The sequence below is a fragment of the Siccibacter colletis genome, assembly GCF_000696575.1.
Lineage (GTDB): Bacteria > Pseudomonadota > Gammaproteobacteria > Enterobacterales > Enterobacteriaceae > Siccibacter > Siccibacter colletis.
In genome coordinates this window covers 337,073-362,692 of the sequence record NZ_JMSQ01000006.1, presented here as the reverse complement: position 1 = coordinate 362,692, position 25,620 = coordinate 337,073, and the positions used below count along the sequence as shown (strand labels likewise).

General features: G+C 59.9%; 23 protein-coding genes and 1 riboswitch. Of the genes, 5 read left to right on the top strand and 18 right to left on the bottom strand.

All coding sequences use genetic code 11. The features are described from left to right. Window positions 1–34: 34 nt before the first annotated feature. A complete protein-coding gene (locus tag ET34_RS0107380; RefSeq protein WP_031520798.1) occupies window positions 35–496 on the bottom strand; it encodes a hypothetical protein in 462 nt (153 codons plus the stop codon). Beyond that, window positions 493–1,065, bottom strand: coding sequence for a hypothetical protein (locus ET34_RS0107375; RefSeq protein ID WP_031520796.1), 573 nt, complete (start codon window positions 1,063–1,065; stop codon window positions 493–495). The genes ET34_RS0107380 and ET34_RS0107375 overlap by 4 nt, the downstream gene beginning before the upstream one ends. 270 nt (window positions 1,066–1,335) lie before the next feature. Here ET34_RS0107375 and trhP point away from each other — a divergent pair, with 270 nt between their 5' ends. Further along, window positions 1,336–2,697 carry a prephenate-dependent tRNA uridine(34) hydroxylase TrhP gene (gene trhP, locus ET34_RS0107370; RefSeq protein ID WP_031520795.1) on the top strand — a complete coding sequence of 454 codons (1,362 nt, stop codon included), beginning with the start codon at window positions 1,336–1,338 and terminating at the stop codon, window positions 2,695–2,697. Window positions 2,698–2,945: 248 nt separating this feature from the next. Then, window positions 2,946–3,845, top strand: coding sequence for a lipid kinase YegS (gene yegS / locus ET34_RS0107365; RefSeq protein ID WP_031520793.1), 900 nt, complete (start codon window positions 2,946–2,948; stop codon window positions 3,843–3,845). A 961-nt stretch (window positions 3,846–4,806) separates the two neighbouring features. Here yegS and ET34_RS0107360 read toward each other — a convergent pair. The 10 genes from ET34_RS0107360 to ET34_RS0107315 form a co-directional block, all read right to left on the bottom strand. Then, a complete protein-coding gene (locus ET34_RS0107360; RefSeq protein WP_031520792.1) occupies window positions 4,807–5,580 on the bottom strand; it encodes an ABC transporter ATP-binding protein in 774 nt (257 codons plus the stop codon). 18 nt (window positions 5,581–5,598) lie between these two features. After that, window positions 5,599–6,462 (bottom strand): ABC transporter ATP-binding protein, encoded by an 864-nt coding sequence (locus ET34_RS0107355; RefSeq protein WP_031520790.1) that lies wholly within the window; start codon window positions 6,460–6,462, stop codon window positions 5,599–5,601. Further along, window positions 6,434–7,339, bottom strand: coding sequence for an ABC transporter permease (locus ET34_RS0107350; RefSeq protein WP_031520788.1), 906 nt, complete (start codon window positions 7,337–7,339; stop codon window positions 6,434–6,436). The genes ET34_RS0107355 and ET34_RS0107350 overlap by 29 nt, the downstream gene beginning before the upstream one ends. Continuing rightward, window positions 7,336–8,373 (bottom strand): ABC transporter permease, encoded by a 1,038-nt coding sequence (locus tag ET34_RS0107345; protein ID WP_031520786.1) that lies wholly within the window; start codon window positions 8,371–8,373, stop codon window positions 7,336–7,338. Before ET34_RS0107345 ends, ET34_RS0107350 begins: the two co-directional genes overlap by 4 nt. Continuing rightward, the gene (locus ET34_RS0107340; protein ID WP_031520785.1) at window positions 8,370–10,001 is read right to left on the bottom strand and encodes an ABC transporter substrate-binding protein; all 1,632 of its coding nucleotides are present in this window, start codon (window positions 9,999–10,001) and stop codon (window positions 8,370–8,372) included. The genes ET34_RS0107345 and ET34_RS0107340 overlap by 4 nt, the downstream gene beginning before the upstream one ends. A 67-nt stretch (window positions 10,002–10,068) precedes the next feature. Further along, window positions 10,069–11,223: a mandelate racemase family protein gene (locus tag ET34_RS0107335; protein WP_031520783.1), complete on the bottom strand. Its 1,155-nt coding sequence runs from the start codon at window positions 11,221–11,223 to the stop codon at window positions 10,069–10,071. 294 nt (window positions 11,224–11,517) lie between these two features. Next, window positions 11,518–12,570 (bottom strand): class I fructose-bisphosphate aldolase, encoded by a 1,053-nt coding sequence (gene fbaB / locus ET34_RS0107330; protein ID WP_031520781.1) that lies wholly within the window; start codon window positions 12,568–12,570, stop codon window positions 11,518–11,520. Between the two features lie 159 nt (window positions 12,571–12,729). Next, complete coding sequence (gene thiD, locus ET34_RS0107325) at window positions 12,730–13,530, bottom strand: bifunctional hydroxymethylpyrimidine kinase/phosphomethylpyrimidine kinase (RefSeq protein WP_031520779.1); 801 nt, start codon at window positions 13,528–13,530, stop codon at window positions 12,730–12,732. Then, entirely contained in the window at window positions 13,527–14,315 is a 789-nt protein-coding gene (gene thiM, locus ET34_RS0107320) for a hydroxyethylthiazole kinase (RefSeq protein ID WP_031520776.1), read from the bottom strand. The genes thiD and thiM overlap by 4 nt, the downstream gene beginning before the upstream one ends. Window positions 14,316–14,348: 33 nt before the next feature. After that, window positions 14,349–14,446, bottom strand: a riboswitch (TPP riboswitch). Window positions 14,447–14,895: 449 nt separating this feature from the next. Then, on the bottom strand, window positions 14,896–16,131 hold the full coding sequence (locus ET34_RS0107315) for an MFS transporter (protein WP_031520774.1): 1,236 nt from the start codon (window positions 16,129–16,131) through the stop codon (window positions 14,896–14,898). A 243-nt stretch (window positions 16,132–16,374) separates the two neighbouring features. Between ET34_RS0107315 and ET34_RS0107310 the strand changes: the two genes are divergently transcribed. Beyond that, window positions 16,375–16,704, top strand: a complete 330-nt coding sequence (locus tag ET34_RS0107310; protein ID WP_031520773.1) for an RcnB family protein — start codon at window positions 16,375–16,377, stop codon at window positions 16,702–16,704. Between the two features lie 19 nt (window positions 16,705–16,723). Here ET34_RS0107310 and ET34_RS22915 read toward each other — a convergent pair whose 3' ends face one another. Genes ET34_RS22915 through ET34_RS0107295 form a run of 3 tightly spaced genes read right to left on the bottom strand, consistent with a single transcriptional unit; the run spans window position 16,724 to window position 20,347 of the window. Continuing rightward, window positions 16,724–18,904, bottom strand: coding sequence for a helix-hairpin-helix domain-containing protein (locus ET34_RS22915; RefSeq protein ID WP_031520771.1), 2,181 nt, complete (start codon window positions 18,902–18,904; stop codon window positions 16,724–16,726). Then, entirely contained in the window at window positions 18,901–19,665 is a 765-nt protein-coding gene (locus ET34_RS0107300) for a PP2C family serine/threonine-protein phosphatase (RefSeq protein ID WP_031520769.1), read from the bottom strand. The genes ET34_RS22915 and ET34_RS0107300 overlap by 4 nt, the downstream gene beginning before the upstream one ends. 4 nt (window positions 19,666–19,669) lie before the next feature. Further along, window positions 19,670–20,347 carry a vWA domain-containing protein gene (locus tag ET34_RS0107295; protein WP_031520767.1) on the bottom strand — a complete coding sequence of 226 codons (678 nt, stop codon included), beginning with the start codon at window positions 20,345–20,347 and terminating at the stop codon, window positions 19,670–19,672. A 338-nt stretch (window positions 20,348–20,685) separates the two neighbouring features. Between ET34_RS0107295 and ET34_RS0107290 the strand changes: the two genes are divergently transcribed. Continuing rightward, the gene (locus tag ET34_RS0107290) at window positions 20,686–21,111 is read left to right on the top strand and encodes a GNAT family N-acetyltransferase (RefSeq protein ID WP_031520765.1); all 426 of its coding nucleotides are present in this window, start codon (window positions 20,686–20,688) and stop codon (window positions 21,109–21,111) included. 21 nt (window positions 21,112–21,132) lie between these two features. Here the strand turns inward: ET34_RS0107290 and apbC are convergent, their stop codons facing one another. Both apbC and ET34_RS0107280 read right to left on the bottom strand, forming a co-directional pair. Next, window positions 21,133–22,242, bottom strand: a complete 1,110-nt coding sequence (apbC, locus tag ET34_RS0107285) for an iron-sulfur cluster carrier protein ApbC (RefSeq protein ID WP_031520763.1) — start codon at window positions 22,240–22,242, stop codon at window positions 21,133–21,135. 149 nt (window positions 22,243–22,391) lie between these two features. Further along, entirely contained in the window at window positions 22,392–22,721 is a 330-nt protein-coding gene (locus ET34_RS0107280) for a putative T6SS immunity periplasmic lipoprotein (protein WP_031520762.1), read from the bottom strand. Window positions 22,722–23,046: 325 nt separating this feature from the next. Between ET34_RS0107280 and metG the strand changes: the two genes are divergently transcribed. Then, window positions 23,047–25,080, top strand: a complete 2,034-nt coding sequence (metG, locus tag ET34_RS0107275; protein WP_031520760.1) for a methionine--tRNA ligase — start codon at window positions 23,047–23,049, stop codon at window positions 25,078–25,080. Between the two features lie 55 nt (window positions 25,081–25,135). Here the strand turns inward: metG and ET34_RS0107270 are convergent, their stop codons facing one another. Then, window positions 25,136–25,606 carry a YehS family protein gene (locus tag ET34_RS0107270; RefSeq protein WP_031520758.1) on the bottom strand — a complete coding sequence of 157 codons (471 nt, stop codon included), beginning with the start codon at window positions 25,604–25,606 and terminating at the stop codon, window positions 25,136–25,138. Between the last annotated feature and the right edge of the window lie 14 nt (window positions 25,607–25,620).

Genomic DNA, 25,620 nt, shown 5'->3' with positions numbered 1-25,620 from the left:
TACGGTGGGCAGCTACGCCCACCTTTCAGCAGGGTTAACGGCGAGGGTGATCCGGCGCGTAGCTTAACGTTGCGCGCAGATAAAGCATGAACGGCGGGATAACCATCGCTAGGATATAACACCTATAAAAATCGATATCATCGGCTGAAATAGCGACTTCCGCCGCTGCTACCTCGACGTTACGCATCAGCGGATCAACATATCTGTACAGAAATAATATTACCGCCAGAGTCATGAGCCTTGCCAGCAGCAAACCTGCCTGACTTATCAGCGACACCGGATAAAAACGTTTACGCCTCAAAAGATAATACTCGCCAGCAATATACATGCCGAATGCGGCGCTGTTGAATAAAGGTTTTATCATTGCCCAATGGATATCCCTTATTACCAGCGGGTACCCCTGAAAATAACAGCCGATGACAAGATTATCGATATGGTAGCCAATAATCAGCCAGATAATTACCAGTAAGGTTGCGGTAAGAGCACTATTCATCATCGTTTTTTGCATTTATGAGCAACTATTGCCATTAATTGTGAAAGTTCGCGCCGCGACCTGATGACCATCAATTCACCGGTTTTCCTGTTGTATTTCGCCGCAGCGATGGGCGTACCCTGGCCGCCCTCCTCCATAAAAAATGAAAGCCCGCCGCGCGCGTAAAGGTTGATTCTTTTTACCGGATCGCTACCGTAATTAAAAATCGGCGGCGTGAAGACTAATTTTTTTGACAAGAGATTCAGCCTGTTACTTTCAAATCCATCAAGCGGTACAGCAACCATAGTGCTGCCGCTATAGACCAGATTATAAAGACAATCGTGTCCAGGGGCATCGTTAATCGTTACCTTTCCACCCGTCATATATTTAATTGATTGCCAGAGGGTCGTATTGCCGGGTTTTATTTTATGCCCATCAAGATAAATATCTTGTTTCACAATCAGCTCGTAGACCGTCCGGTATACCTGCATGAGTGATGGACCTAACTCCCCGATGGAAGGCATCAGCGAATCGCGAGGATATAACTGCTCAATAATAAAAAATATATCCGTACTTCTGCTAGCATCCTGCATAATAAATACTCGCTGTAATTTCAGTGGAGCCTGTATATATCACCCGTGAGGCTGATTCAAATACTACGCAGAAAAATAAGAATTCTGACTGACTTCAGGCTATCTGTTCGGGCCCATATCAGGTGATGCCAGATCCTCTTCTGGCAAATATTGTTCATTGCCAACGCTGATAGTGAAAGCTACAATTCCCGCCCTTAACGTAGGGGAATACCTTTGCTCCCCGCCGTCTCACCCGAGACGGATCTGACCTGACATCAGACCGAGAACCACATGTTTAAACCAGAGCTACTCTCCCCGGCGGGAACGCTGAAAAATATGCGTTACGCTTTCGCCTATGGCGCTGACGCGGTGTACGCGGGCCAGCCGCGCTACAGCCTGCGGGTGCGTAATAACGAGTTCAACCACGAGAACCTGCAGCTCGGTATTAATGAAGCGCATCAGCTGGGCAAAAAATTCTATGTGGTGGTAAATATCGCCCCGCACAACGCCAAGCTGAAAACCTTTATCCGCGACCTCAAGCCGGTAATTGATATGGGGCCGGACGCGCTGATTATGTCCGATCCGGGCCTGATTATGCTGGTACGCGAGGCGTTTCCGCAGATAGATGTTCACCTGTCGGTGCAGGCTAACGCGGTGAACTGGGCGACGGTGAAGTTCTGGCAGCAAATGGGCCTGACGCGCGTGATCCTCTCCCGCGAGCTGTCGCTGGAGGAGATCGCAGAGATCCGCCAGCAGGTGCCGGAGATGGAAATTGAAATCTTCGTCCACGGCGCGCTGTGCATGGCCTACTCCGGCCGCTGCCTGCTCTCCGGCTATATCAATAAGCGCGATCCGAACCAGGGCACCTGCACCAACGCCTGTCGCTGGGAATATAACGTCCAGGAAGGCAAAGAGGATGACGTCGGCAATATCGTTCACGTTCATGAACCGATTCCGGTGAAAAACGTGGAGCCTACCCTCGGCGTCGGCGCGCCCACCGACAGCGTGTTTATGATTGAAGAGACGAAGCGTCCGGGCGAGTACATGACCGCCTTCGAAGACGAGCACGGCACCTATATCATGAACTCCAAAGATCTGCGCGCCATCCAGCACGTGGAGCGTCTGACCCAGATGGGCGTTCACTCGCTGAAAATCGAGGGCCGCACCAAGTCGTTCTACTACTGCGCGCGCACCGCGCAGGTGTATCGTCGCGCTATTGACGATGCGGCAGCCGGCAAGCCGTTCGATACCTCACTGCTGGAAACCCTTGAAGGGCTGGCGCACCGCGGCTACACCGAAGGTTTCCTGCGCCGCCACACCCATGACGACTACCAGAATTACGAGTACGGCTACTCGGTCTCCGAACGTCAGCAGTTTGTCGGCGAATTTACCGGGGAACGCAGAGGCGCGCTGGCAGCGGTGGCGGTAAAAAATAAATTCTCTGTCGGCGACAGCCTGGAGCTGATGACCCCGCAGGGTAACGTCAACTTTACGCTGGAGCATATGGAAAATGCCAAAGGCGACGTGATGCCGGTCGCACCCGGCGATGGTTATACGGTCTGGTTACCGGTGCCGGAAGAGATGGCGCTGGATTATGCGTTGCTTATGCGCAATCTGGCCGGGCAATCTACCCGTAACCCCCATGCGAAATAGTTAATTATTGTTATTTTTTCCCGACTAACGTTTCTTCGAAACGGATCACATACCGTTTCGTTTAGCATGGGTATTATCGCCGGCGCTGAAAAACATAACTCTTACAGCTGAAGTACCAGGAACCACCTCATTCGCCTGCGTAATCTCCCTTACGCAGGCTTATTTTTTTCCGCTTTCATCCTGTTCCTGGGCGTTTCTGCGCGCGGTGGGATACACTTTCTCTATGATTCTCTCTTTGAGCTTCTATGATGGATAACACCCCGATTTCTCTGTTAATTCTCAACGGCAAAAGCGCCGACAACGTACCGTTGCGCGAGGCGGTGATGGCGCAGCGCGAAAAAGGTCAGGATTTGCAGGTCCGCGTCACCTGGGAAAAAGGCGATGCGGTGCGCTATGTGGATGAAGCGGTGCAGCTTGGCGCCGCGACGGTGATCGCGGGCGGCGGTGACGGGACGATTAACGAAGTGGCAGCAGCGCTGGCGCAGGTTGCACAGGAAAAACGTCCGGCGCTCGGTATTTTACCCCTCGGCACCGCCAATGATTTTGCGACCAGCACGAGCATTCCGGAAGAGATGGACAAAGCGCTGGCGCTGGCGCTGCTCGGCAAAACCACTGCTATTGATATCGTGCGCGTGAATGACGACCACTATTTTATCAATATGGCGACGGGCGGCTTCGGCACACGCATTACCACCGAAACGCCGGAGCGGTTGAAAGCCGCGCTGGGCGGCGTCTCCTATCTGATTCACGGGCTGATGCGCATGGACACCCTGAAGCCGGACCGCTGCGAGATCCGCGGCGAAGGTTTTCAGTGGCAGGGCGACGCGCTGGTGATTGGCATCGGCAACGGGCGTCAGGCGGGAGGCGGCCAGCAGCTCTGTCCGGATGCGTTGATTAACGATGGCCTGTTGGATTTGCGCATTTATACCGGCGAAGAGCTGCTCCCGGCGCTGTTCACCACGCTCACCCACCCGGAGGACAGCCCGAACATCGTCGACGGCAGCTCCGCGTGGTTTGAAATCACGGCACCGCACGACATCACCTTCAACCTCGACGGCGAACCCCTCACCGGACAGGCATTCCGCATTGACGTCATGCCACACGCATTGATGTGCCGCCTGCCGCCGGATTGCGAACTGCTGAAGTAATAACGCCAATGGTAGGCGCATAGTAAACGGTGGGTGCACTCCGTTTACCCACCCTACGCCCGTTCTGAAACCGGTAGGGTGGGTAAGCGCAGCGCACCCACCATAAACGCGAATAACCCACGCCAGAGGATGGCCCCATCCGGCATCAAAACCGCCGCGCCGCAGGCGTTGAGTCCGGGCTGGCGGTCGGGAACCGCCAGAGGGCGCGAGCCCCGGGATGGGGTATCGCGCCCGACCGGAAGCGAAACGCCGGAGGCAAGGGCAGCCCGCAGGGCCGGTTTTACTGGCCGGGAGCCGGGATGGTGAAGGGGGCGGCGGCGAGCCCTCTTCACCCGTTCACGTGCGCAGCGTTCCCATGTAAGCGCGGTGCCACGGTGAACGGAACCTTTGCCGTAATCCCATAGGCGTGATGTCACAAACGACGGATGCGCAGGTAAACGGTGGGTGCACTCCGTTTACCCACCCTACGCCCGTTCTGAAACCGGTAGGGTGGGTAAGCGCAGCGCACCCACCATAAACGCGAATAACCCACGCCAGAGGATGGCCCCATCCGGCATCAAAACCGCCGCGCCGCAGGCGTTGAGTCCGGGCTGGCGGTCGGGAACCGCCAGAGGGCGCGAGCCCCGGGATGGGGTATCGCGCCCGACCGGAAGCGAAACGCCGGAGGCAAGGGCAGCCCGCAGGGCCGGTTTTTTAGCCGGGAGCCGGGATGGTGAAGGGGGCGGCGGCGAGCCCCCTTCACCCGTTCACGTGCAGCAGCGTTCCCATGTAAGCGCGGTGCCACGGTGAACGGAACCCTCACCGCAATACCATAGATCTCACGCCACAAACGGTGGATACACGTTAAAGGTGGGTGCGCTACGCTTACCCACCCTACAATTACTGCCATAGTCCTCATGACAGAACGGGAGGCGTAAGTACACGATGGGTGCACTCCGTTTACCCATCCTACACTTCCCCCTTAATACGCCGCCACCTCCCGCGCCATCTCGCGGGAGTACTGCTGGCTGGCGGTCACCAGCATGCGGGTGTAATCCGCCTCGGCACCGTTGTTCACCAGCGCATCGGTGGTCAGGGTTTCAAGGATTTTACCGTACTGCATCACCGCCACCTTCTGGCACAGATGGGCGATCACCCCCAGATCATGGGTCACCATCAGATACGTCAGCTGCGACTCCTTTTGCAGATCGCCGAGCAGATTGAGGATCTCCGCCTGCACCGACACATCCAGCGCCGAGGTCGGCTCATCCAGCAGCAGCACCTGCGGCTCCAGGATCAGCGCCCTGGCAATCGCCACGCGCTGGCGTTGGCCGCCGGAGAGCTGATGGGGATAGCGATCCCGGAAGGCGCGGTTCAGCCCTACCTTGTCCAGCCAGGTATTGATGCGCTGGTCGCGCTGCGGCAGGTTGTGGATCTGCAGCGGTTCTTCAAGGATGTCGCCGATGGTATGGCGCGGATGCAGCGAACCGTAAGGATCCTGAAACACCATCTGCACCAGCCGGCAGCGCTCGTGGCCGATGCGGTGCTCCAGCGGCGTGCCGTTGATGGCAAGCTCTCCCTGCCAGTGGGTAAAGAGCCCGGCAAGGCACTTGAGCACGGTGGTTTTCCCGGAGCCCGACTCCCCCACCAGCCCGAAAATCTCACCGCGTTTTACCGCGAAGTCCACGTCATACAGCACCTGGTTGCGCTTCTCGCCTTCGCCGAACGCAAGGTTGAGGTTGCGTACTTCAATCATATTATCCATGTTCGCTCCTTACTCGCTTAACCAGCTGGCCTGCCGCTGCAGTACCGGCAGATGGTCGCGGCGGTGATGGATATCCGGCAGGGCATTGATTAGCCCCTGGGTATAAGGATGCTGCGCGCGGTCCAGATCCCGGGCGGCGATGGACTCCACCACCCGTCCGGCATACATCACCAGCACCCGGTCGCAGAAGCTGCGCACCAGATTGATGTCGTGGCTGATAAAGATCAGCCCCAGCCCGCGCTCGCGCACCAGGTCGTCGAGCAGCCCCAGCACCTGCAGACGCACCGACACGTCCAGCGCTGATGTGGGTTCATCGGCGATCACCAGCTCCGGGTCGGTGATGAGCATCATGGCGATCATGATGCGCTGCCCCTGCCCGCCGGAGATTTCGTGCGGGTAGAGCTGATAGACGCGCTCCGGCTGGCGAATGCGCACCACGTCGAGCATCTCCAGCACTTTGGCTTTCGCGGCGGCTTTCTGCCCCGGATGGTGCGTCAACCAGGCTTCGGCGATCTGATCGCCGACGCACACCACCGGGTTCAGCGAGTACTTTGGGTCCTGCATAATCATCGAGATGCGCTTGCCGCGAATGTCGCGCATCTGGGCTTCGCTGACGCGCTGCAAATCGACATCGCCAAACTGCATGCGCGTGGCGGTGATGCGCGCCTTTTTCGGATGCAGGCGCAGCAGCGCGCGCCCGACGGTGGATTTCCCGGAGCCGGATTCGCCGACGATAGCCAGCTTCTCGCGGCCCAGTTCAAAAGAGACGCCGCGCACCGCGTTGGTCACCGCGCGCCCGTTGATAAAGTCGACGTGCAGGTCGCGCACGTCAAGCAGCGGGGCATTACTCGCTGCGAGGATCGAGGATGTCACGTAAGCCGTCTCCTAAGAAGTTGAACGCCAGGCTGTTGATCAGGATCGCCAGCCCCGGAATGGTGACTACCCACCAGCACTCCATCATGTAGGTGCGACCGCTGGAGATCATCGCCCCCCACTCCGGCTGCGGCGGCTGTGCGCCGAGGCCGAGGAAGCCCAGCCCGGCGGCGGTCAGAATGATGCCGGCCATGTTCATGGTGATACGGATAATCACCGACGGCAGGCAGAGCGGCACGATATGACGCCACAGCACGCGCACCGATGACGCCCCCTGCAGACGCACCGCCGAGATAAAATCGGCCTGGCGCAGCGACAGGGTTTCCGCGCGGGCCAGACGGGCAATAGGCGGCCAGGCGGTGAGGGTAATGGCAATGACCACGTGCTCCAGCCCCGGACCTAAGGCGGCGACGAAGGCCAGCGCCAGCACCAGGCTCGGGAAGGAGATAAAGATGTCGGTCACGCGCATCAGCACGGTGTCAATTTTGCCGCCGAAGTAGCCCGCGGTGACGCCGAGCAGTAGCCCGAGTGGCCCGACGGTGATCGACACCAGCAGCACGATATAGAGCGTGATGCGCGCGCCGTACACCAGGCGGCTGAAAATGTCGCGGCCAAACTCGTCGGTGCCGAACCAGTGCGCGGCGTTCGGCGCCTGCAGCGCGTTTTCCAGGTCCTGTACCAGCGGATGATACGGCGCGATCCACGGGGCGAAGATCGCCACAATCAGCAGCAGCAGAATGATGCCGCCGCCAATCGCCGTCAGCGGGTTGCGCGCCATGCGGCCCAGAAAACCAAACGAGCGAGCCGCCATGCGACGCAGGCGCTGACGGCGTTCGCCAGTCGCCACCCGTACCGGAGAATCGAGGGATACCGTCATGATTTCGTCCTCGGATCAAAGAATTGATACAGCATGTCGGAGAGCAGGTTGAGCATCACGAAGATCACCCCCACCAGCAGCACGCAGCCCATCACCGCATTCATATCCCCCAGCAGCAGACTGCCGGTGAGATACGAACCAAAGCCCGGCCAGGAGAACACGGTTTCGATCAGCACCGCCCCTTCCAGCAGCGAGCCGTAAGCCAGCGCCACCACCGTCAGCAGCTGCACCAGAATGTTGCGGAACGCGTGGTTCCAGATCACCTGGCGCTCGGTCAGCCCTTTCACCCGAGCGGTGATGATGAACTCCTGCGAAAGCTGGGCCAGCATAAAGCTGCGTGTCATGCGGCTGATGTAAGCCAGGGAGTGGAAACCGAGCAGTGAAGCCGGCAGCACCAGATGGTTAATGGCGTTCCAGAACACGGTGCCGTTGCCGGCCAGCAACGCGTCCACGGTCATCAGCCCGGTACGGTGCGGCACCGCGCCGTCAAGGCCAAGATCCAGCCGTCCGGCACCGCCCACCCAGCCAAGCCATGCGTAAAACAGCAACAGGCCCATCATCCCGACCCAGAAGATCGGCGTGGAATACCCGGCGAGGCTGATAATGCGCACCACGTAATCTGCCACGCTGTTGCGCCGCGCCGCCGCCAGCACGCCTAACGGGATGCCGAGGCCGGCACCGACGATAATCGCCATCGTCGCCAGCTCAAGGGTAGCCGGGAAGACGCGAATAATATCGTCCACCACCGGCTTACCGGTAAGCAGCGCATTGCCAAGATCGCCGTGCAACAGGGCATTAAGGTAGATACCAAACTGGGTCAGCAGCGACTTATCAAACCCCAGCTGCTGATAGACCTGATCGTACGTGCTCTGGTCAGCGTCCGGCCCGACGATTGCCAGCACCGGGTCAACCGGCATCACGCGACCGATAAAGAAGGTCAGCAGCAGCAGGCCAAACAGCGTCACCGCGACCTGCAACAGCCGGTTTGAGAAGCGTCGGGCGCGGGAGCCCGGGGCGAGAATGGCGCTGGTCATCCTTTGTCTCCTCCTGCATCAGCGGGTTGCTTGTACACCTCGCGCAGCCAGGTGGTGGCTGACGGGTGCGGCTGGTAATTTTTCACCTCGTTGCGCACTACCACCGAATCCACCATCTGCGACAGCGGGATCATCGCCGGGATCAGCTGGTCGTAGCGCGTCTGCACCGCCTGGTAAAGCCCGACCTGCTTCGCCGGGTCCTGCTCCAGCAGCGCCTTATCGATCATCTGGTTCAGCGGTGGGTCGTAGAAACTGGTGCGCCAGCCCTGGAAGTTGGTCAGGCGTGCGGCATCGGCGTTATCCGGGTTGTAGACCAGGGCGCGCAGGCTGGAGTGTGGATGCGGCTCCACGCCGCTGCCGCCGCGCCCGACCAGCATGTCGAATTTGCGTTCGCGCATCGCGCCGTAGATCTGGTTCCCGGTGCCGGTGACGATTTTGGCGTTGATCCCGCCCTGCATCAGGGTGGACTGCACGGCAATGGCGATATTCATGAATGGCTGATCCGCCAGCACGCGCAGCGTGGTATCAAACCCGTCCGGGTAGCCCGCTTCCGCCAGCAGCTTTTTCGCGCGCGGGATGTCGAGGCGGTAGCCAGGGTTCGGCAGCGTCGCCGCCATGCCGGACTGAATCGGCCGCTGGTGCAGCACGCCGTAGCCCGGCATCAGCGCCTTATTTATGCCCTGATAGTCAATCAGGTAGCGCACCGCTTCGCGCACTTTCGGGTTGGCGAAGTGCGCCTCTTTCATGCTCATCGCCACGTAGTAGATGGTGCCCTTTTTCACCGCGTCCACGGTCACACTGGGATCTTCACGCAGGGCATTGACGTCCGACACCGCCATATTGCTGGCGACATCCAGATCGCCTTTGGCAATCATCAGGCGCAGCGTCTGGGACTCCTGAAAATGACGCAGCACCACGCGATCCAGCTTCGGCGCGCCGCGCCAGTAGGCCGGGTTACGCTTCATGCGCAGCACGTCTTTGGCCTGCCACACCTCCAGCATAAACGGCCCGGAACCTGCGGTATGGGTGGTCAGCCAGCGGTTGCCCCAGTCGTTATTCACTTCATGGGTTTGCACCGTTTTACTGTCGAGCACGCCAAGATTGCCCAGCGCTGCCAGCGAATAGACCACCAGCTTCGGATCGTTGGGCTTCGGCAAGCGCAGCTCCACGGTATAGGCGTCCGGGGCGGTTACCTGCTGGTCGATATTGGTTTTGCTGAAGCCGTAGGATTTCCACACCGAGGCCTGCGCCAGATTGAGATGCAGCAGGCGACGCATCGACCACACCACGTCCCCGGCGGTCAGCGGATTGCCGGAGTGAAAGGTGACGTCCTTGCGCAGATGAAAGGTGATGGTGCTGCGGTCCGGGCTGATATCCCAGGACTCCGCCAGCGCCGGGCGCACGTTGGTCAGCTGGTTCGGGTCCAGCTCCACCAGCGAATCATAGAGGTTCACCACAATGCCCACCACCTCGTTGCCGGTCATCGCCGCCGGGTCGAGGGTGAGCAGGTTGTTCATGTTCATGCCCATGATGAGCTGATCGGGCGGCGTTTTTGCCTGCGCCGCACCGCTCCCCATCATCAGCGAGAGCGTCAGCAGGCACGCCCCCGTAACGGAGAATTTTTTCATCGCTATACCGCCGTGTAGGGTAAACCCCGTCTTCGCCGCAGCGGATCGGGGTTGAGGTTTTTATGTGTCAGTCGTGGCTGACGGTATGGGCGTCGATATACGCAAAGTTAATGTCTTCCCCGAGGCCCGGACGCGTGGGCAGATGCACCATGCCGTCGCTGTCCATCGGGTCAACGATGCTGTTGAGGTAAGCCGCCGGCTCGTCGTAGTCGAGGAACGGATGCAGCAGGCCGCGCTCATACCAGCGGCAGTTGCGGATCGCCCCCACCACCGCCAGGCTGGCGGCACCGTTGCCGTGCACTTCGCAGTCCATCCCGAAGGCTTCCGCCAGGTGCGCGACCTTCAGCGTCGGCGCAATGCCGCCCACGCCGTTGGACCCGGCACGCAGAATGTCGCAGGCACCCGCTTTCACCCAGTCGGCGCGGCTGTGGTGTTTGCCGCCGAGGCTTTCCGGGCCAATCACCGGAATTGACAGGTTCTCTGCCAGCCAGGCGTAGGAGGACATGCTCTCCTCCTCCATCGGCTCTTCAAACCAGGCGAAATTGAGTTTTTCCAGCTCCTTACCGATGTAAAGCGCCTCGGTGCGGCTGTACCAGTGGTAGCCGTCGATCATCAGGTCGATATCCGGCCCCACCGCTTCGCGCACCGCCGCGCAGGCTTTGACGTCCATTTTCGGGTTCGGCGCAAAGGCCACCGGCGGCATCCAGGTGTGCAGCTTGATCGCCTTATAGCCGCGTGCCACAAGGGTTTCGGCGAACTGCGCATACTCTTCCGGGGTCGACAGCCCGCCCTTGAGTTCGTCCCCGCACATGGTGCTGCCGTAAGCCGGTACGCGGTCGCGGTAGCCGCCGATCAGCTTCCACACCGGCATATTCAGTTTGCGGCCCGCCAGATCCCACAGCGCCTGCTCAACGAAGGAGAGCGCGCGCTCGGTAAGCTGGTGTGCGCTGCCGCGCTGCCAGTGCACCAGATCCTGCCAGATGCGTTCGCGGTCAAAAGCATCCTGCCCGACCAGCACCTTGCGGAAGAAGGCATTGACCACGAACGGGCGCACCACTTCCGGCGGCGCGAAGGAGTAGCCCTTGCTGCCATCCTCGGCGGTGATGGTCAGCATCGCCATTTTTGCCAGGCTCTCGTCGCCGGGATGCGAGTGGCCGGCGCTGTCCGAGACGCGGCGTGTGGGATAGGTAAATACGGTGACATTGACGGATTCGATCTTCATTACGGGTCCTTAACGACAACAGAGAGTGCAGGTCAGGCCGTTACCTGATAGCGCAATACATTTCCGTAACAGCTCAACAACTACGGTGGGGAAGGCATATATTTTGAAAAAGCGTTTCAGAACTAAATCTAAGCACAAAAAGTATCCGCTGCCTCGGACAAAGCGCGTGATTAAAACGCCGTTTTTCGGGCATATGCACAGGGAGAAGTGAACCTTTTCACAAAAGAAAGGCTAAGTGTGAAGGTGATCGAATTGTTAAAAACGAGGAAAACGCCTCCGCAGAGGCGTTGAGGATCAGGCGATAGTGACTTTGCTGTCGAGATACACATCCTGCACGGCATTGATGAGCTTCACGCCATCCGCCATGGTTTTCTTGAACGCCTTGCGACCGAGGATCAGCCCCATTCCGCCCGCGCGTTTGTTGATAACCGCGGTACGCACTGCATCGCCGAGATCGGTATCGCCCCCGTCCGCACCGCCGGAGTTGATCAGCCCGGCGCGGCCCATGTAGCAGTTCGCCAGCTGATAACGTACCAGGTCAATCGGGTTATCGCTGGTCAGTTTGCTGTAGACGCGCTCATCGGTGTAGCCGAATTTCACCGCGTTGTAGCCGCCGTTATTCTCCGCCATTTTCTGCTTCACGATATCCGCCCCGATCGTCGCCGCGAGGTGGTTTGCCTGGCCGGTCAGGTCGGCGGAGACGTGATAATCGACGCCGTCTTTCTTGAACGCGCTGTTGCGCAGGTAGGCCCACAGCACGGTGACCATGCCCAGCTCGTGCGCCCGCTCGAAGGCTGCCGAGATCTCTTCAATCTGCCGACGGGACTCTTCAGAGCCGAAGTAGATAGTGGCCCCGACCGCCACCGCGCCCATGTTAAACGCCTGCTCGACGCTGGCGTACAGCGTCTGGTCATACTGGGTCGGATAGCTCAGGGTCTCGTTGTGATTGAGCTTTACCAGGAACGGGATGCGGTGCGCATAGCGGCGCGAGACGGAAGCCAGCACGCCGTAGGTGGAGGCCACGCAGTTGCAGCCCGCTTCAATCGCCAGCTCGACGATGTTTTTCGGGTCGAAGTACTGGGGGTTTGCCGCAAACGAGGCACCCGCCGAGTGCTCCACACCCTGATCCACAGGCAGGATGGAGAGATAGCCTGTCCCTGCCAGCCGCCCGGTGTTGTACAGCGTCTGCATATTGCGCAGCACTGCCGGCGGGCGGTTGTTATCCACCATGACGCGGTCAACGTAGTCATGGCCCGGTAAATAAAGCTGCTCTGCTGGAATCGTCATACAGCGATGCTGTAACAGGCTGTCGGCATCTTTGCCAAGCAACTGCACGATATCTGTCATAATAAGCTCCCGAAAGTTACGCCAGGCGTCATGCCCGGCGCACATGGATTGTCCTCGCCCGTGACGTTACGGGCAGAGTAAGCCTGGACCTTTCAGTCGCGTTTTGCCATCGGCTGACGCATTTTTAGCCGGTTTTGCCTGTTAAACGCCCGCTATTTGCTACCACCAGCCATAAAAATGGTGCACCGGACCAATGCCCGCCCCCACCTCCAGTGAATCCGCCTGCGCCAGCGCACCAGTAAGATAATCCTTCGCCGCCGCCACGGTGGTTTCCCAACTGTCATGACGCGGACGCAGCGCTGCCAGCGCCGCCGAGAGCGTGCAGCCGGTGCCGTGGGTGTTTTTGGTGACGACGCGCGGCGTGGTGAAGCGAATTTCTTGCGCGCGGGTAATCAGCCAGTCCGGACTTTCGCCGTTATCTAAGTGACCGCCCTTCATCAGCACCGCCCCGCAACCGTACTCCAGCAGCGCCCTGCCCTGCATCCGCATCGTCTGCTCATCGCCGGCGCTGGTGGTATTCAGCAGCGCCGCGGCTTCCGGCAGATTCGGCGTGATCAGCGCCACCTGAGGCAGCAGCCGGGTGCGCAACCGGTCTACTGCATCCGGCATCAGCAGCGCATCGCCGCTTTTGGCCAGCATCACGGTGTCGAGCACCACGTTAGCCGCGCCGTAATGTGCCAGGCGCTCCGCCACCACATCCACGATCGCAGCGTTATCCAGCATGCCGATTTTGATGGCGTCGATGCGCACATCGCTCAGCACGGCGTCGATCTGCTCCCCGACAAAGGCCGGGTCGAGGTGGTAGACCGACTGTACGCCGCGCGTGTTCTGCGCTACCAGCGCGGTGATAACCGAGGTGCCATAGGCCTCGAGCGCCGAGAAGGTTTTCAGATCCGCCTGGATACCCGCCCCGCCGCTGGGATCGGTGCCGGCGATGGTCAGCGCATTAATACGTTTCATTGCGCCACCTCCCGGTTCATCCCGTACAGCGCATCGAGAAAGGCGCTGGCGAAGCTGCCCGGCCCCGCCGCGCGCGAGGCGGCCTGCGCCCCCGCGCGCTTCATGATCCAGCAGGCACCCGCTACGTTTTCCAGCCTGTCGCCGGGCAGCGTACAGCACGCCGCGACCACCGCCGACAGCGCACAGCCGGTGCCGACCACGCGAGTCATCAACGGGTCACCGCCGCGTATGGCCAGAGTGCGTTCGCCGTCGGTAACGTAATCCACTTCCCCGGTGACGGCGATGACCGTCCGGTACTGCCGGGCCAGGGTGATGGCGGCGTGCAGCGCGTCGGCAGCCCGATCGGTGGTATCCACGCCGCGTCCGCCCGTGCTTTCCCCGGCGAGGGCGCGGATTTCCGAAGCGTTACCGCGAATGGCCGCCGGGTTCAGGGCGAGGATTTCATGGGCAAAATCAGTGCGCAGAGTGAGCGCCCCGACCGCCACCGGATCGAGGGTCCAGGGGGTATTGTGGCAACGGGCGCTGGTAATCGCCGCACGCATGGCATCGCGCTGCGGCTGCGTCAGGGTGCCAAGATTGATCAGCAGACCATCAGCGACAGCGCTGAACTGCGCCGCCTCGTCGGGATCGACCACCATCGCGGGCGAGGCGTTAAGCGCCAGCAGCACGTTAGCGGTAAAGGTCTGCACCACGTCATTGGTAAGGCAGTGAACCAGCGGCGAGCGGGCATGGAGATGATTAAGGACGCGTATCGCAACGGCGTCGTGAAGCAGGTCAGGTTGCATGGTGGGCTCCTGTCCGGCGCGAAGAAGGGATGCCGGACAGGCATCTGACTTCCCTACGCTGGCATTATCCAGATCAGGTAATACGGGTATTTCTCAGCCTTCATTTAAGAAGGGCACCCCGAGTCATTGGTACAAATTAGCTTACTTTCTGGCAGCTTAGGGGATGGCGCGCGGTGATGCAAGCGTGCCTGTTATGTTAATCACATAAGAAACAGAGGATAGAGGAATATGTGTTACCAACGTTTAGCAATCCCACCACTTTTCTCATGGTCTACCGTTTGTTGCAGATGCAAGACGTTCTTTACCCACCCAGCCATTGTGATAGAGCCAACAGAGTGACGAATGCTATGCAGCAGCCTTCCCTGTCGAAAGTCATCAAAATACGAAATCCCAGCCGCTCACGCCGATTCGCAAGCACTTTGCCGCACTCTGTCATGTTTCTGCTCGCCACTTCTGAGAAAATTCGCGCTTTTCACTGGCGATCGACGTACCCCATGAAACGCCGTTCAATTGATACAGGGGATGACTGCCTGTTCAATCTATAAAGACAATATCCTGATAGGTTCCTCTCATCCTGTCGTCACTCCCGCTCATCCCCTTCCCTTCTTACCACTACGCCATTCTCATGGCGGCGTATCGCCGGAATACAGGCTGCGGCCAGAGTAGCAATCACGACCACGGCGGCGCAGGCCAGTAACAGCCGGGGAATACCAAACTGAGCGGTCAGCGGACCGGCGGCGAGCTCGCCGATGGGGATCGCCACAAATGAGCCGATGGCGTCCCAGGCGTAAACGCGGGCGAGCTTCCCGGGAGGAATGTGGGTTTGCAGGGAGTGCGCCCAGACCACGCCGAACTGACCAAACCCGACGCCGGCGACGAAGAAGGCCGCCATCAGCGCGGCCGTGGTGGGGTGCTGGCTGAGCACCAGCAGCGGCAGTGCGCAGAGCAGTACCAGCAGCACGCCGATAAACAGGTCGCGGCGCGGTTTCCAGCGCAGGGCGATCAGCGAGCCGACAATCAACCCAGTGCCCTGCGAGGCGAGCGCAAAGCCCCAGCCGGCGCGGCCGAAAGAGGCATCCGCGACGATGGGACCGACAATCATCATAATGCCGCTGAATGCCGCATTGATCAGGGTGAACTGCACCACTATCACCCACACCCAGCTGCGGGCGATGAACTCCTGCCAGCCGTCGCGCAGATCCTGCAGGATATTGCTGTGGCTTTCTCCCGTCCGGGCAGCGCTGGTGCGGGTCATCAGATAGAGCGGTGCGGCTAGCGCAAAGCCCAGCGCGTCCACCGCCAGCCCCCATCCCGGGCCGACCATACTGGCAAGCACACCGCCGAGCGACGCGCCAATCACGGTGCCGCCGTTGATACCAAGCTGAATAAAAGCGTTCGCTTCGCGCAGGCTGTGGGCGGGGACCGTCTGCGGCACCATCGCCTGTGAGGCGGGAAGCGCGACCCCCGCCGCCGCACCGTTCAGGATACCCAACAGTGCCAGCAGCGCGACCGTCGCCGAGCCGTCAAGCACCAGCCAGGCGACCACGGCCTGAGAGAATGCGGCGATCGCCGACGACCACACCAGCACTTTACTGCGCGAATAGCGGTCCGCCAGCACGCCGCCAATCAACAGGAAGGCGACGTTAAAGATCGAGCGTGCCGCCACCACAATGCCTAAGTCCCCTGCCGACCCGCCGATATCGAGCACCGCAAAGGCCAGCGCCACGGGAGCAATGCTGTTCCCGAGTACTGTCAGCAGACGGGCGAAAAAGAGATAGCGAAACGGGGCGAAGTGGAATGCCCGGCGTGCGCTCACTCTCTGCCCTCTGCACTATATGCGAAGCGTCTGTTGTTCTTCATGTTCGTATCCCGGCAATTGCGTGTGCGCATCATAGTCACTTCCGGTGCCTCATTCATCTCTGCTGATTACTGATTTCTGTTACAAACCCGATGATTTACTCACAATTCAGTGCTTGTCTGACTTTACGCGGAGCGGGGATGATGCAACGCTTAGCAAGGGTTTAACAATAATAAACAGCCAACATACCGTGGAGATATCATGGCTAAAACGAAAATGCTGTTGATGGGCGCGCTGTTGACCGTGGCGTCGTCAACGTTTGCTGCACCGCAGGGCGCAGCGCCGACGGGTATTGATTCTTACGAGATTAAAGAGTTTGTTGCCGATTTTACCCAGTTTAAAATTGGTGACCGCGTTCCGGCTATGTATCTGACTGACGAATACAACATCACCAAATGGCAGCTGCGCAATCTGCCCGCGCCGGAAGCCGGCAGCCGCTGGACCTATATGGGCGGCAACTATGTGCAGATTACCGACGCGGAAGGCAAAATCCTCAAGGCCTATAACGGCGATATCTTCTACCACCGCTAATACCTCTCCCGCACACGCCTCAGATGGGGCGTGTGCCATTGCAGGCCGGATAGCGGCCACATCCCCAGAATGCCCGACCATTTCCCGGCCCGCGCCGCGCCAGGCGTCGCACCATCGGTCCCTGACAGCGTGGACAGACGACCTGCGCCGTCGCACGGGTGACCTGCCCGCTGCCAGTGGCAGGAGGCTGGAAGGAGGCCAGCGTCGGCGCGGGAATGGCATTCAGCGGCGGACGCGGCGGCACCGGCAGCGCCAGGCTGCGGATATCCGCCTCGTTCTGCGCCAGCTGCGCGAACAGCGCCGTCAGCTCGCTGTCCACCGACCTTTTCCAGCGATCGATCTCCAGCGCCAGGCCCTGAAAAGCGCTGAGGCTTTTCTTGATACGTTCCTCCATACCCTGCTGCTTGATCAGGATCTCGCTCTGGCGGGTGCGTACCTGATGATGGTCCACCGTCGTCCAGGCGCTGCGGTAACTGAAGCTGCGCTCCAGCTCATGCAGCCAGGTATGAAGATTCGCGCTTTTAATCGGGCCGATGCCCGGTACCACGCGCACGTTCTGCTGCTTCACATCCAGCGCCGTGGTGAAGCCCCACGAGGCCAGGGTGGCGCAGTCGGTGGTGGTGATACGCGACAGCCCGGCGCGACGGATCTGATGGCGCACCAGGTGCTCGTCAAGCTGCTTCGCCCGGCGCTCGCCGTCCCATACCGTCGGCTGCTGGCTGAAGGCGGATGAGAGCTGGCGGAACTGCTCCACCGCCTCGTAAATATCAGCCTTAACCCGGATCGCCCGCGCCGGGGGAGCCGCCTGTTGCAGAGTGGTGAAGCGCGCGACGATCTCGCCGCACAGCTGCTGGTGACGCGCCAGATAGCCCGCCGGGCTGAACTTCACCCCCAGCGGCACCAGCCCCAGCGCGGCAAGCATCAGGGCATACCCCCACGGCAGGCCGAAATAGCCACCCAGCGCCGCGAGCGGCACCAGCGCCACACCGATGCCGCGTGCGATCGGCAGCAAACGCCGTTTCAGGTGCAGCGTGCGGGCCGCTTTCTGCGGCGCGGGCGGCGCACTCACCGGCGGCAGCGGCACGGTAATGGCGGCAGGCAGGTGAACACCGTTGACCGCCGCCATCAGGGCGTTCAGATCCAGAACCAGCCCGTGACGCGCATCCATCTGCCCACCGGCCAGATGCATCCGGGAGTAGTCGCTGTTGAGGAACAGCGGGCGTCCGTAGCGGCTCTCCATCCGGCACCACGGGCACTCGGCGACGTGCCGGGCGTAGTGATGCAGCTTGTTGCGGCTGCACATCCGCAGCTCGCCTTCAAACTCCTGCATCGCCGCTACCCAGTCGGCGGCCGCAGGCCGTTTTCCGACGTGCAGCGGTGAAAATGCTTCCTCAAACAGCTGATGAATGCGCCCGGAGAAGTCCGTCAGCCGCACGGTGCCGGGCGGCGGCTCCATGCCGGTTGCCCGCGCCGAATAGGCGAAGCGAAACTCTTCGATGGCCTTCTCCAGCGGCATCTCGCCGTCACCGGTATAGCTGCCGGAAAAGGGATGACGATCCATGCACAGCAGCTGGAACAGGCACACCGCGAGGCCGAACGCATCGTGATCCGGTGTGCGGACGATGGATTTCAGGGCCTTCCCCTGCAGCTCAGGCGGCGTGTACTCCGGCACCCCGACGGCGCAGAGGAACGCCTGCCCGCCAGCGTTCACCTGGAAACTGTCGGCATCAATCAGCACCACCGTAGCTTCCGGCGAAACCAGAATACCGCGCTGATTGATATCCCCCACGACGCAGCCCTGCGCATGCAGTTGAGCCATCACCCGCGCGACGTTAAGCGCAACGCGTACGATGAAACGGTAGTCGGCTTTGGGAAAATGCTTCTGGCGTGAGGTAGGGGTCTGCAGCTCGTGGATTTCCTGGTGCTTATCCACCCGCTTCATCAGAAAACCGACAAACTGCCCGCGCTGGTTCTCTACCACCTCGCAGGGAAACGCCACCGTCGGCACGCTGTCGGCAAGCCGCCCGGCGACGATGGCGCGAATTTTACGCTCGCGTTCCGCGGCAAGGGTATTGAGATAGCGTTTGAACGCATAGCCCGGAAGATTGCTGACGGCAAACACTTCGCCTTCGCCGCCCTTGCCTATTCGCTTGTCGATGGTCAGCGGTCGCCCGCCGGCATACAGCGACTCCTGACTCATTTCACCACCGCAAGAACCAGGGTTTTATCATCGTCGGTGCGCTCGTTGAGACGCGGACTGGCGAGGAACTGCGTCAGGCTGCGGCTGAGCGCCGCGTCGTGGCCGATGACCGGGGAGTTATCCAGCGGTCGCGCCATCGGGTTGAAAAAGCCCGGCGCAGCGCAGCCGGTGGCGCTGTTAATCACCAGGCTTTCGATGCCGTCGCTGAAAGCCGCAAAAGCGCTGAAGTCGTTGGGCAAGCGGGTAAAACGCACTCTGGCCTGCGGCTCATCGGTGATGAACCAGGTGGTGGACGCGTACTCCCCGTGCTGCGGAGCACTCACCACATGCCACCCGGCGCTGGCCTTATCGCGACACACCACCGCCCCGTCACCGACGTGGGCCACGAGGACGCATTCCGGGCTGACCATCAGCATCACCAGCGTGGCAGCGAAGTCACGCGGCGTCAGTGCCCGGCTCTGCGCCGCCTCGCGAATACGGCTGCGCGCCTGGTCAATCCAGTGATGCAGCGTGGCGTCATCCGGCGCATGCGCCGCGCAAGACAGATGGGCGCGGGCAAGCTGGCTCAGGGTATGGCACACCAGCGAAGCACCCTGGCCGCCGAAGCTTGCCGAGCCGGCACCGTCGGACACCACCGCCACAAACCACGGCGTGCCGTCGGGGGCATCCGCAAGAAAACAGCGGCGGGCATCCTGAAGCCGCGTGCCGCTGCGGATATGCGAGCTGCCGATGGCAGAGGCCGAGGCGTAGCACCAGTCCATCGGCTTAACCGGCCACGGCCCAGCCGTCCGGCGCGGTCGGGTTCTCCAGCGGCACCTGCTCACCCGGATTTGAGCGCGACATGGCGCTCAGGGAGTTCGAGAGCCACTGGAAGAACTCGCTGAACTGCAGCCCCTTGAGCTTCAGCGGCTGGCGCACGGCAATCTGCGACAGGGTGGACATGTCCGCACTTTCGACGCCCACGGCGTAGAACATAAAGGATTTCGCGGCTTCGCCTTCGCGAATAAGCTGCGCGGCACGCTGCCAGCTGTCGGTTGGCGCACCGTCGGTGATGAGAAACACCCACGGGCGATAGAAGCTGACGCCGTTGGTACGGTAGCGCTCTTTGCGATCGCTCAGCATCTGCAGCGCCGTTTCAATGGCTTCGCCCATCGGCGTATTGCCCTGGGTTTCCAGATGCGGCGGGAAGAACTGGGTGGCGCTGGTGAAGTCCACTTCGGTTTTTACCGGGCCAAAGGTGACGATGGCAAACTCCACGCGTTTCGCGGCCAGGCTGTCGCTCTGGATCTCTTCCTGCAGATGCAGCAGCCCCTGGTTAAGCTGCTCAATGGGCGCACCGGTCATAGAGGCGGAAACGTCCAGCAGCAGGATGCAGGGGCAGCGCGCCTGCGGGTTATCAAGAAATTCAGCGTCCGCGAACGGCTGTTGCGTAAAGTCAGTCATTTACCCTCCCAGTGGCGTCATAACATGCACCGTTTTCGCGACGGTGATGCGAGTGCGCGGGTGCGGCAAAAAATCCCCTTTTCGGGTGCGGGCGCATTTTTTGCGGCACAAGCCCCCATGGATATACCAATTGATGACAGCGTTATCAACAACTCACTGAATTTACGCAGGTAATTTGCCTTAAGGCTGATTTTAGCGACACATTCGCCGCCGTTAGCCCCCCGTTTTCCACACTTAAGCCAAACTGCGCAGTGCGGTGACACGGCCGTTCAGCGCGGCGTACTTGAGACATCGCGATGCAGGGTCAACACTTAGCAAAACGATAACAAGGAGCACCTGTGGAAATTCGATGCTGGCAGGAGGGCGATCGCCCTTTTCTGCGCACCCTTTACTTACATGCCCGCCGCGAAAGCTGGACCTGGCTTAACGGCAGCGACTGGCAGCTGGAAGACTTTGACGCCGCAACGCGTAACGAGCGCATTTATGTCGCGCTGGAGGACGGACACCGCGTCGGCTTCGCTTCACTGGTGGAGAACGGTAACTTCCTGCATAACCTGTTTATCGATCCGGCCTGGCAGGGAAAAGGCATTGGCAGCGCCCTGCTTGAGCACGTACAGCAGCAGTTCACCAGCACCGGGGCGCTGAAATGCCTGGCGAAAAACCAGTGTGCGATAGAATTTTACCAGCAGCACGGCTGGACGATTGAAGCGACGGGCGCGTCGCCGGAGGGGGAGTATCTGCTGATGCATTATCGGCTGCCCTGAGGCCAGGGCAGCCGGAAAGGCTTATACCGCGCGGAACGCGATGTCGCCCGGGATCACTTCGCCCTGCCAGTAGAGCTGTGCGGCTACGCGCCCGGCCAGCTGGCGATAGATGGCGGTGAATTCACTCTCCGGACGGTGCACCACGGTCGGCGTGCCGGCATCGAGATCTTCACGCAGCTGGATGTGCAGCGGCAGCTGACCGAGCAGTGCGGTGTGGTACTGCTGCGCCAGCTTCTCTGCCCCGCCGGTGCCGAAGATCGGCTCGTGGTGACCACAGTTGCTGCAGATATGCATGCTCATGTTCTCCACCACGCCCAGCACCGGCACTTCTACCTTCTCAAACATCACCATGCCTTTACGGGCGTCAATCAGGGCGATGTCCTGCGGGGTCGTGACCACAACCGCACCGGTTACCGGGATGTTCTGCGCCAGCGTCAGCTGGATGTCACCGGTGCCCGGCGGCATATCGAGTACCAGATAGTCCAGATCCGGCCACATGGTTTCCTGCAGCAGCTGCAGCAGCGCTTTGCTGGCCATCGGGCCGCGCCACACCATAGCGTTATCGTCGGTCACCAGATAGCCAATGGAGTTGGTTGCCAGGCCGTGGACGTTGATCGGCGCCATACGCGTACCGTCCGGGGAGGTCGGGCGCTGGTTTTCGGTGCCGAGCATGGTCGGAATCGACGGGCCATAGATATCGGCATCAAGGATGCCCACTTTGGCCCCTTCTGCTGCCAGCGCCAGCGCGAGGTTTACCGCGGTGGAGGATTTACCCACGCCGCCTTTACCGGAGCTGACCGCGATGATGTTTTTCACGCCGTTGACGCCGGTCTGATTTTTCACGCGCTTCAGGGTGGCGATGCTGTGCGACAGCTTCCAGTCAATCGCGCTCGCGCCGGTGATGCGCAGCAGATCGGCGCTGCACTGCTCTTTCAGCTCGTCAAACGCGGTGCGCCAGGCAAACGGCATCACCAGTTCAATATGAATGGTGTCGTCCAGCCAGGCGACGTGGTGCAGCGCTTTCAGCGCGGTGAGATTGTGCTTAAGCGTTGGGTGCTGAAAATTTGCCAGTGTACCGGCAACCATGGCGCGCAGGGCTTCCGGGGATTTGGCCTGGGATTGCGAACTCATCCCGACTCCTTTGTTGTTCTGATGTTAAAAAATTGAGTCTGAGAATCATAACAGAGTCCGGGGGAGTAAGACGACACTAAACGCCCGGCTTGCTTTGGCCTGGTGTGCTTTAAATGCGGTGTACCGGGCTGGCAGATAGATGCAGGTCGTCAGGGGACAATAAATTCAACCAGATACCTGCGCAACGCCCCGCCGGGTTTCATCAGAATGTACTCCGCGGCCCAGGTTTCACCTGAATGATAAGTACCGTTCGGCAGGCACTGCTTCCAGGCAGGCAAAGTGACATAATGCCGCCGGGGATTGGTTTCATGAACCGGGTAAATAGCGTACTGAGTAAAAACATCACCTGGCTCGGCGTCTTTGGTACCTGCACACAACTCGCCGTTAATGACTGTCACGTCACCTGCATGATCAAAGGTTGCCTTGTCGCCAGTACACCCGCACAAGAACATAATCGACATTAAATAAGCAGACTTCATTGCAATCCTTTGCTGCCAGCTGCAGCGATTTTTTATCGCTGTTTCAGGCAGATTGTGACTGGTTAAAGACTATGCACAATAACGATTAACTCAGGGAAATACAGGTTCAGGTGCCATTAATGGCGACAACCAGGAATTTTAAGCAGCGCGGAATCTGAGTTATGGAAACTGAAACTGAAGCGCTCAGGCGGGATATCGCGCCCTTAACAACAGTGCCTTACCTGCTATCGATTTTTTCCGCCGTTTTACCGCCTCGCGGTACTCAACGCGGGTTGATTCGGGTAGTATTACTCCCCCATTTGCCACAGAAGACGTAATACTCACTATGACTCAAGTCGCGAAAAAGATTCTGGTAACGTGCGCGCTGCCGTACGCCAACGGCTCCATTCACTTAGGCCACATGCTGGAGCACATCCAGGCTGATGTCTGGGTCCGTTACCAGCGAATGCGCGGCCACGAGGTCAATTTCATCTGTGCGGATGACGCCCACGGCACGCCGATCATGCTGAAAGCCCAGCAGCTTGGCATCACTCCGGAGCAGATGATTGGTGAAATGAGTCAGGAGCATCAGACCGATTTCGCAGGCTTCAACATCAGCTACGACAACTATCACTCGACCCACAGCGACGAGAACCGCGAGCTGTCCGAACTGATCTACACGCGTCTGAAAGAGAACGGCTTCATTAAGAACCGCACCATCTCTCAGCTCTACGATCCGGAAAAAGGGATGTTCCTGCCGGACCGTTTCGTCAAAGGCACCTGCCCGAAATGTAAATCTCCGGACCAGTACGGCGATAACTGCGAAGTGTGCGGCGCGACCTACAGCCCGACCGAGCTGATTGAGCCGAAATCCGTGGTGTCCGGCGCGACGCCAGTGATGCGCGACTCCGAACACTTCTTCTTTGACCTGCCCTCCTTCAGCGCCATGCTGCAGGCATGGACCCGCAGCGGTGCGCTGCAGGAGCAGGTGGCGAACAAGATGCAGGAGTGGTTCGAATCCGGCCTGCAACAGTGGGATATTTCCCGTGATGCGCCCTACTTCGGCTTTGAAATCCCTGACGCGCCGGGCAAATATTTCTACGTCTGGCTGGACGCGCCTATCGGCTACATGGGTTCCTTCCGTAACCTGTGCGACAAGCGCGGCGATACCACCAGCTTTGACGAGTACTGGAAAAAAGACTCCAGCGCCGAGCTGTATCACTTTATCGGGAAAGACATCGTCTATTTCCACAGCCTGTTCTGGCCGGCGATGCTGGAAGGCAGCGGTTTCCGCAAGCCGACCAACCTGTTTGTCCACGGCTACGTGACGGTGAACGGCGCGAAGATGTCAAAATCCCGCGGCACCTTCATCAAAGCCAGCACCTGGCTGAACCACTTCGACGCTGACAGTCTGCGCTACTACTACGCCGCAAAACTCTCGTCGCGCATCGACGACATCGACCTGAATCTGGAAGATTTCGTGCAGCGCGTGAATGCCGATATCGTGAATAAAGTGGTGAACCTCGCCTCGCGTAACGCCGGCTTTATCGCCAAACGCTTCGACGGCAAGCTGGCCGCTGAACTGGCAGACCCGGCACTGTATAAAACCTTCACCGACGCGGCGGCCACTATTGGCGATGCGTGGGAGAGCCGCGAGTTCGGTAAAGCGGTGCGCGAAATCATGGCGCTGGCGGATCTCGCTAACCGCTACGTGGACGAGCAGGCTCCGTGGGTGGTGGCAAAACAGGAAGGCCGCGATGCCGAGCTGCAGGCCATCTGCACCATGGGCCTGAATATGTTCCGCGTGCTGATGACCTGGCTCAAGCCGGTGCTGCCGTCCCTGAGCGAGCGCGCAGAGGCGTTCCTGAACACCGAGCTGAGCTGGGACAGCATCAACGCCCCGCTGCTCGACCATACGGTCAACAGCTTTAAAGCCCTGTATAACCGTCTTGAGATGAAACAGGTGGAAGCGCTGGTGGAAGCGTCAAAAGAAGAAGTGAAAGCCGCAGCGGCTCCGGTTAGCGGCCCGCTGGCAGACGATCCGATTCAGGAGACCATCACCTTTGACGACTTCGCGAAAATCGATCTGCGCGTGGCGCTGATTGAGAACGCGGAATTTGTTGACGGCTCCGACAAGCTGCTGCGCCTGACGCTGGATCTCGGCGGCGAGAAGCGTAACGTCTTCTCCGGCATCCGCTCCGCCTATCCGGAGCCGCAGGCGCTGATCGGCCGCCTGACGGTGATGGTCGCGAACCTTGCGCCGCGCAAAATGCGCTTCGGCATGTCCGAAGGCATGGTGATGGCGGCCGGCCCTGGCGGGAAAGATATCTTCCTGTTAAGCCCGGACAGCGGCGCCCAGCCGGGTCAGCAGGTGAAATAAGCAAAACGCCCTCGAATGAGGGCGTTTTTGTGTGCGCGGGGAAAAGCGTCTGGCGTCAGGCGCTTTTCACGTTATGCCGCGTCGCCAGCCCGCGCAGGAAGTAGCGCAGCACCTGGTCACCGCATTCGCGGAAGTTTTTATGATCCGGCGCACGCATCATGGCGGTAATTTCCGGCATCGAAATGCGGAACTGCTGTTCGGTGAGGATTGCCAGAATATCGTCGGTTTTCAGCGAGAAAGCGATACGCAGCTTCTTCAGCACGATGTTGTTGTTCAGGCGACGTTCGGCCGCCAGCGGCGGTGTGCTTTCATCGCGACCGCGCTTGTCATAGATCAGGCCGTTGAGAAAACTCGACAGGACGATGTCCGGGCAGCGCTGAAAACCGTCCTCTTCTTCCTTTTTCATCCAGCCCTCAATCTGTGCCGGCGTGGCCTCGACCTCGGCAAGCGCCAGAATCCGCACCAGCCCCTCATTATTCGTTTTGAGCGTATAGCGCAGGCTACGTAAAATATCGTTATTCAGCATGGTGTCTTCGGTTT

Coding starts and splice junctions, on each gene's coding strand:
- ET34_RS0107380 (WP_031520798.1), bottom strand. CDS start 496: ATGATGAATAGTGCTCTTACCGCAACCTTACTGGTAATTATCTGGCTG.
- ET34_RS0107375 (WP_031520796.1), bottom strand. CDS start 1,065: ATGCAGGATGCTAGCAGAAGTACGGATATATTTTTTATTATTGAGCAG.
- trhP (WP_031520795.1), top strand. CDS start 1,336: ATGTTTAAACCAGAGCTACTCTCCCCGGCGGGAACGCTGAAAAATATG.
- yegS (WP_031520793.1), top strand. CDS start 2,946: ATGGATAACACCCCGATTTCTCTGTTAATTCTCAACGGCAAAAGCGCC.
- ET34_RS0107360 (WP_031520792.1), bottom strand. CDS start 5,580: ATGATTGAAGTACGCAACCTCAACCTTGCGTTCGGCGAAGGCGAGAAG.
- ET34_RS0107350 (WP_031520788.1), bottom strand. CDS start 7,339: ATGACGGTATCCCTCGATTCTCCGGTACGGGTGGCGACTGGCGAACGC.
- ET34_RS0107345 (WP_031520786.1), bottom strand. CDS start 8,373: ATGACCAGCGCCATTCTCGCCCCGGGCTCCCGCGCCCGACGCTTCTCA.
- ET34_RS0107340 (WP_031520785.1), bottom strand. CDS start 10,001: ATGAAAAAATTCTCCGTTACGGGGGCGTGCCTGCTGACGCTCTCGCTG.
- ET34_RS0107335 (WP_031520783.1), bottom strand. CDS start 11,223: ATGAAGATCGAATCCGTCAATGTCACCGTATTTACCTATCCCACACGC.
- fbaB (WP_031520781.1), bottom strand. CDS start 12,570: ATGACAGATATCGTGCAGTTGCTTGGCAAAGATGCCGACAGCCTGTTA.
- thiD (WP_031520779.1), bottom strand. CDS start 13,530: ATGAAACGTATTAATGCGCTGACCATCGCCGGCACCGATCCCAGCGGC.
- thiM (WP_031520776.1), bottom strand. CDS start 14,315: ATGCAACCTGACCTGCTTCACGACGCCGTTGCGATACGCGTCCTTAAT.
- ET34_RS0107310 (WP_031520773.1), top strand. CDS start 16,375: ATGGCTAAAACGAAAATGCTGTTGATGGGCGCGCTGTTGACCGTGGCG.
- ET34_RS22915 (WP_031520771.1), bottom strand. CDS start 18,904: ATGAGTCAGGAGTCGCTGTATGCCGGCGGGCGACCGCTGACCATCGAC.
- ET34_RS0107300 (WP_031520769.1), bottom strand. CDS start 19,665: ATGGACTGGTGCTACGCCTCGGCCTCTGCCATCGGCAGCTCGCATATC.
- ET34_RS0107295 (WP_031520767.1), bottom strand. CDS start 20,347: ATGACTGACTTTACGCAACAGCCGTTCGCGGACGCTGAATTTCTTGAT.
- apbC (WP_031520763.1), bottom strand. CDS start 22,242: ATGAGTTCGCAATCCCAGGCCAAATCCCCGGAAGCCCTGCGCGCCATG.
- ET34_RS0107280 (WP_031520762.1), bottom strand. CDS start 22,721: ATGAAGTCTGCTTATTTAATGTCGATTATGTTCTTGTGCGGGTGTACT.
- metG (WP_031520760.1), top strand. CDS start 23,047: ATGACTCAAGTCGCGAAAAAGATTCTGGTAACGTGCGCGCTGCCGTAC.
- ET34_RS0107270 (WP_031520758.1), bottom strand. CDS start 25,606: ATGCTGAATAACGATATTTTACGTAGCCTGCGCTATACGCTCAAAACG.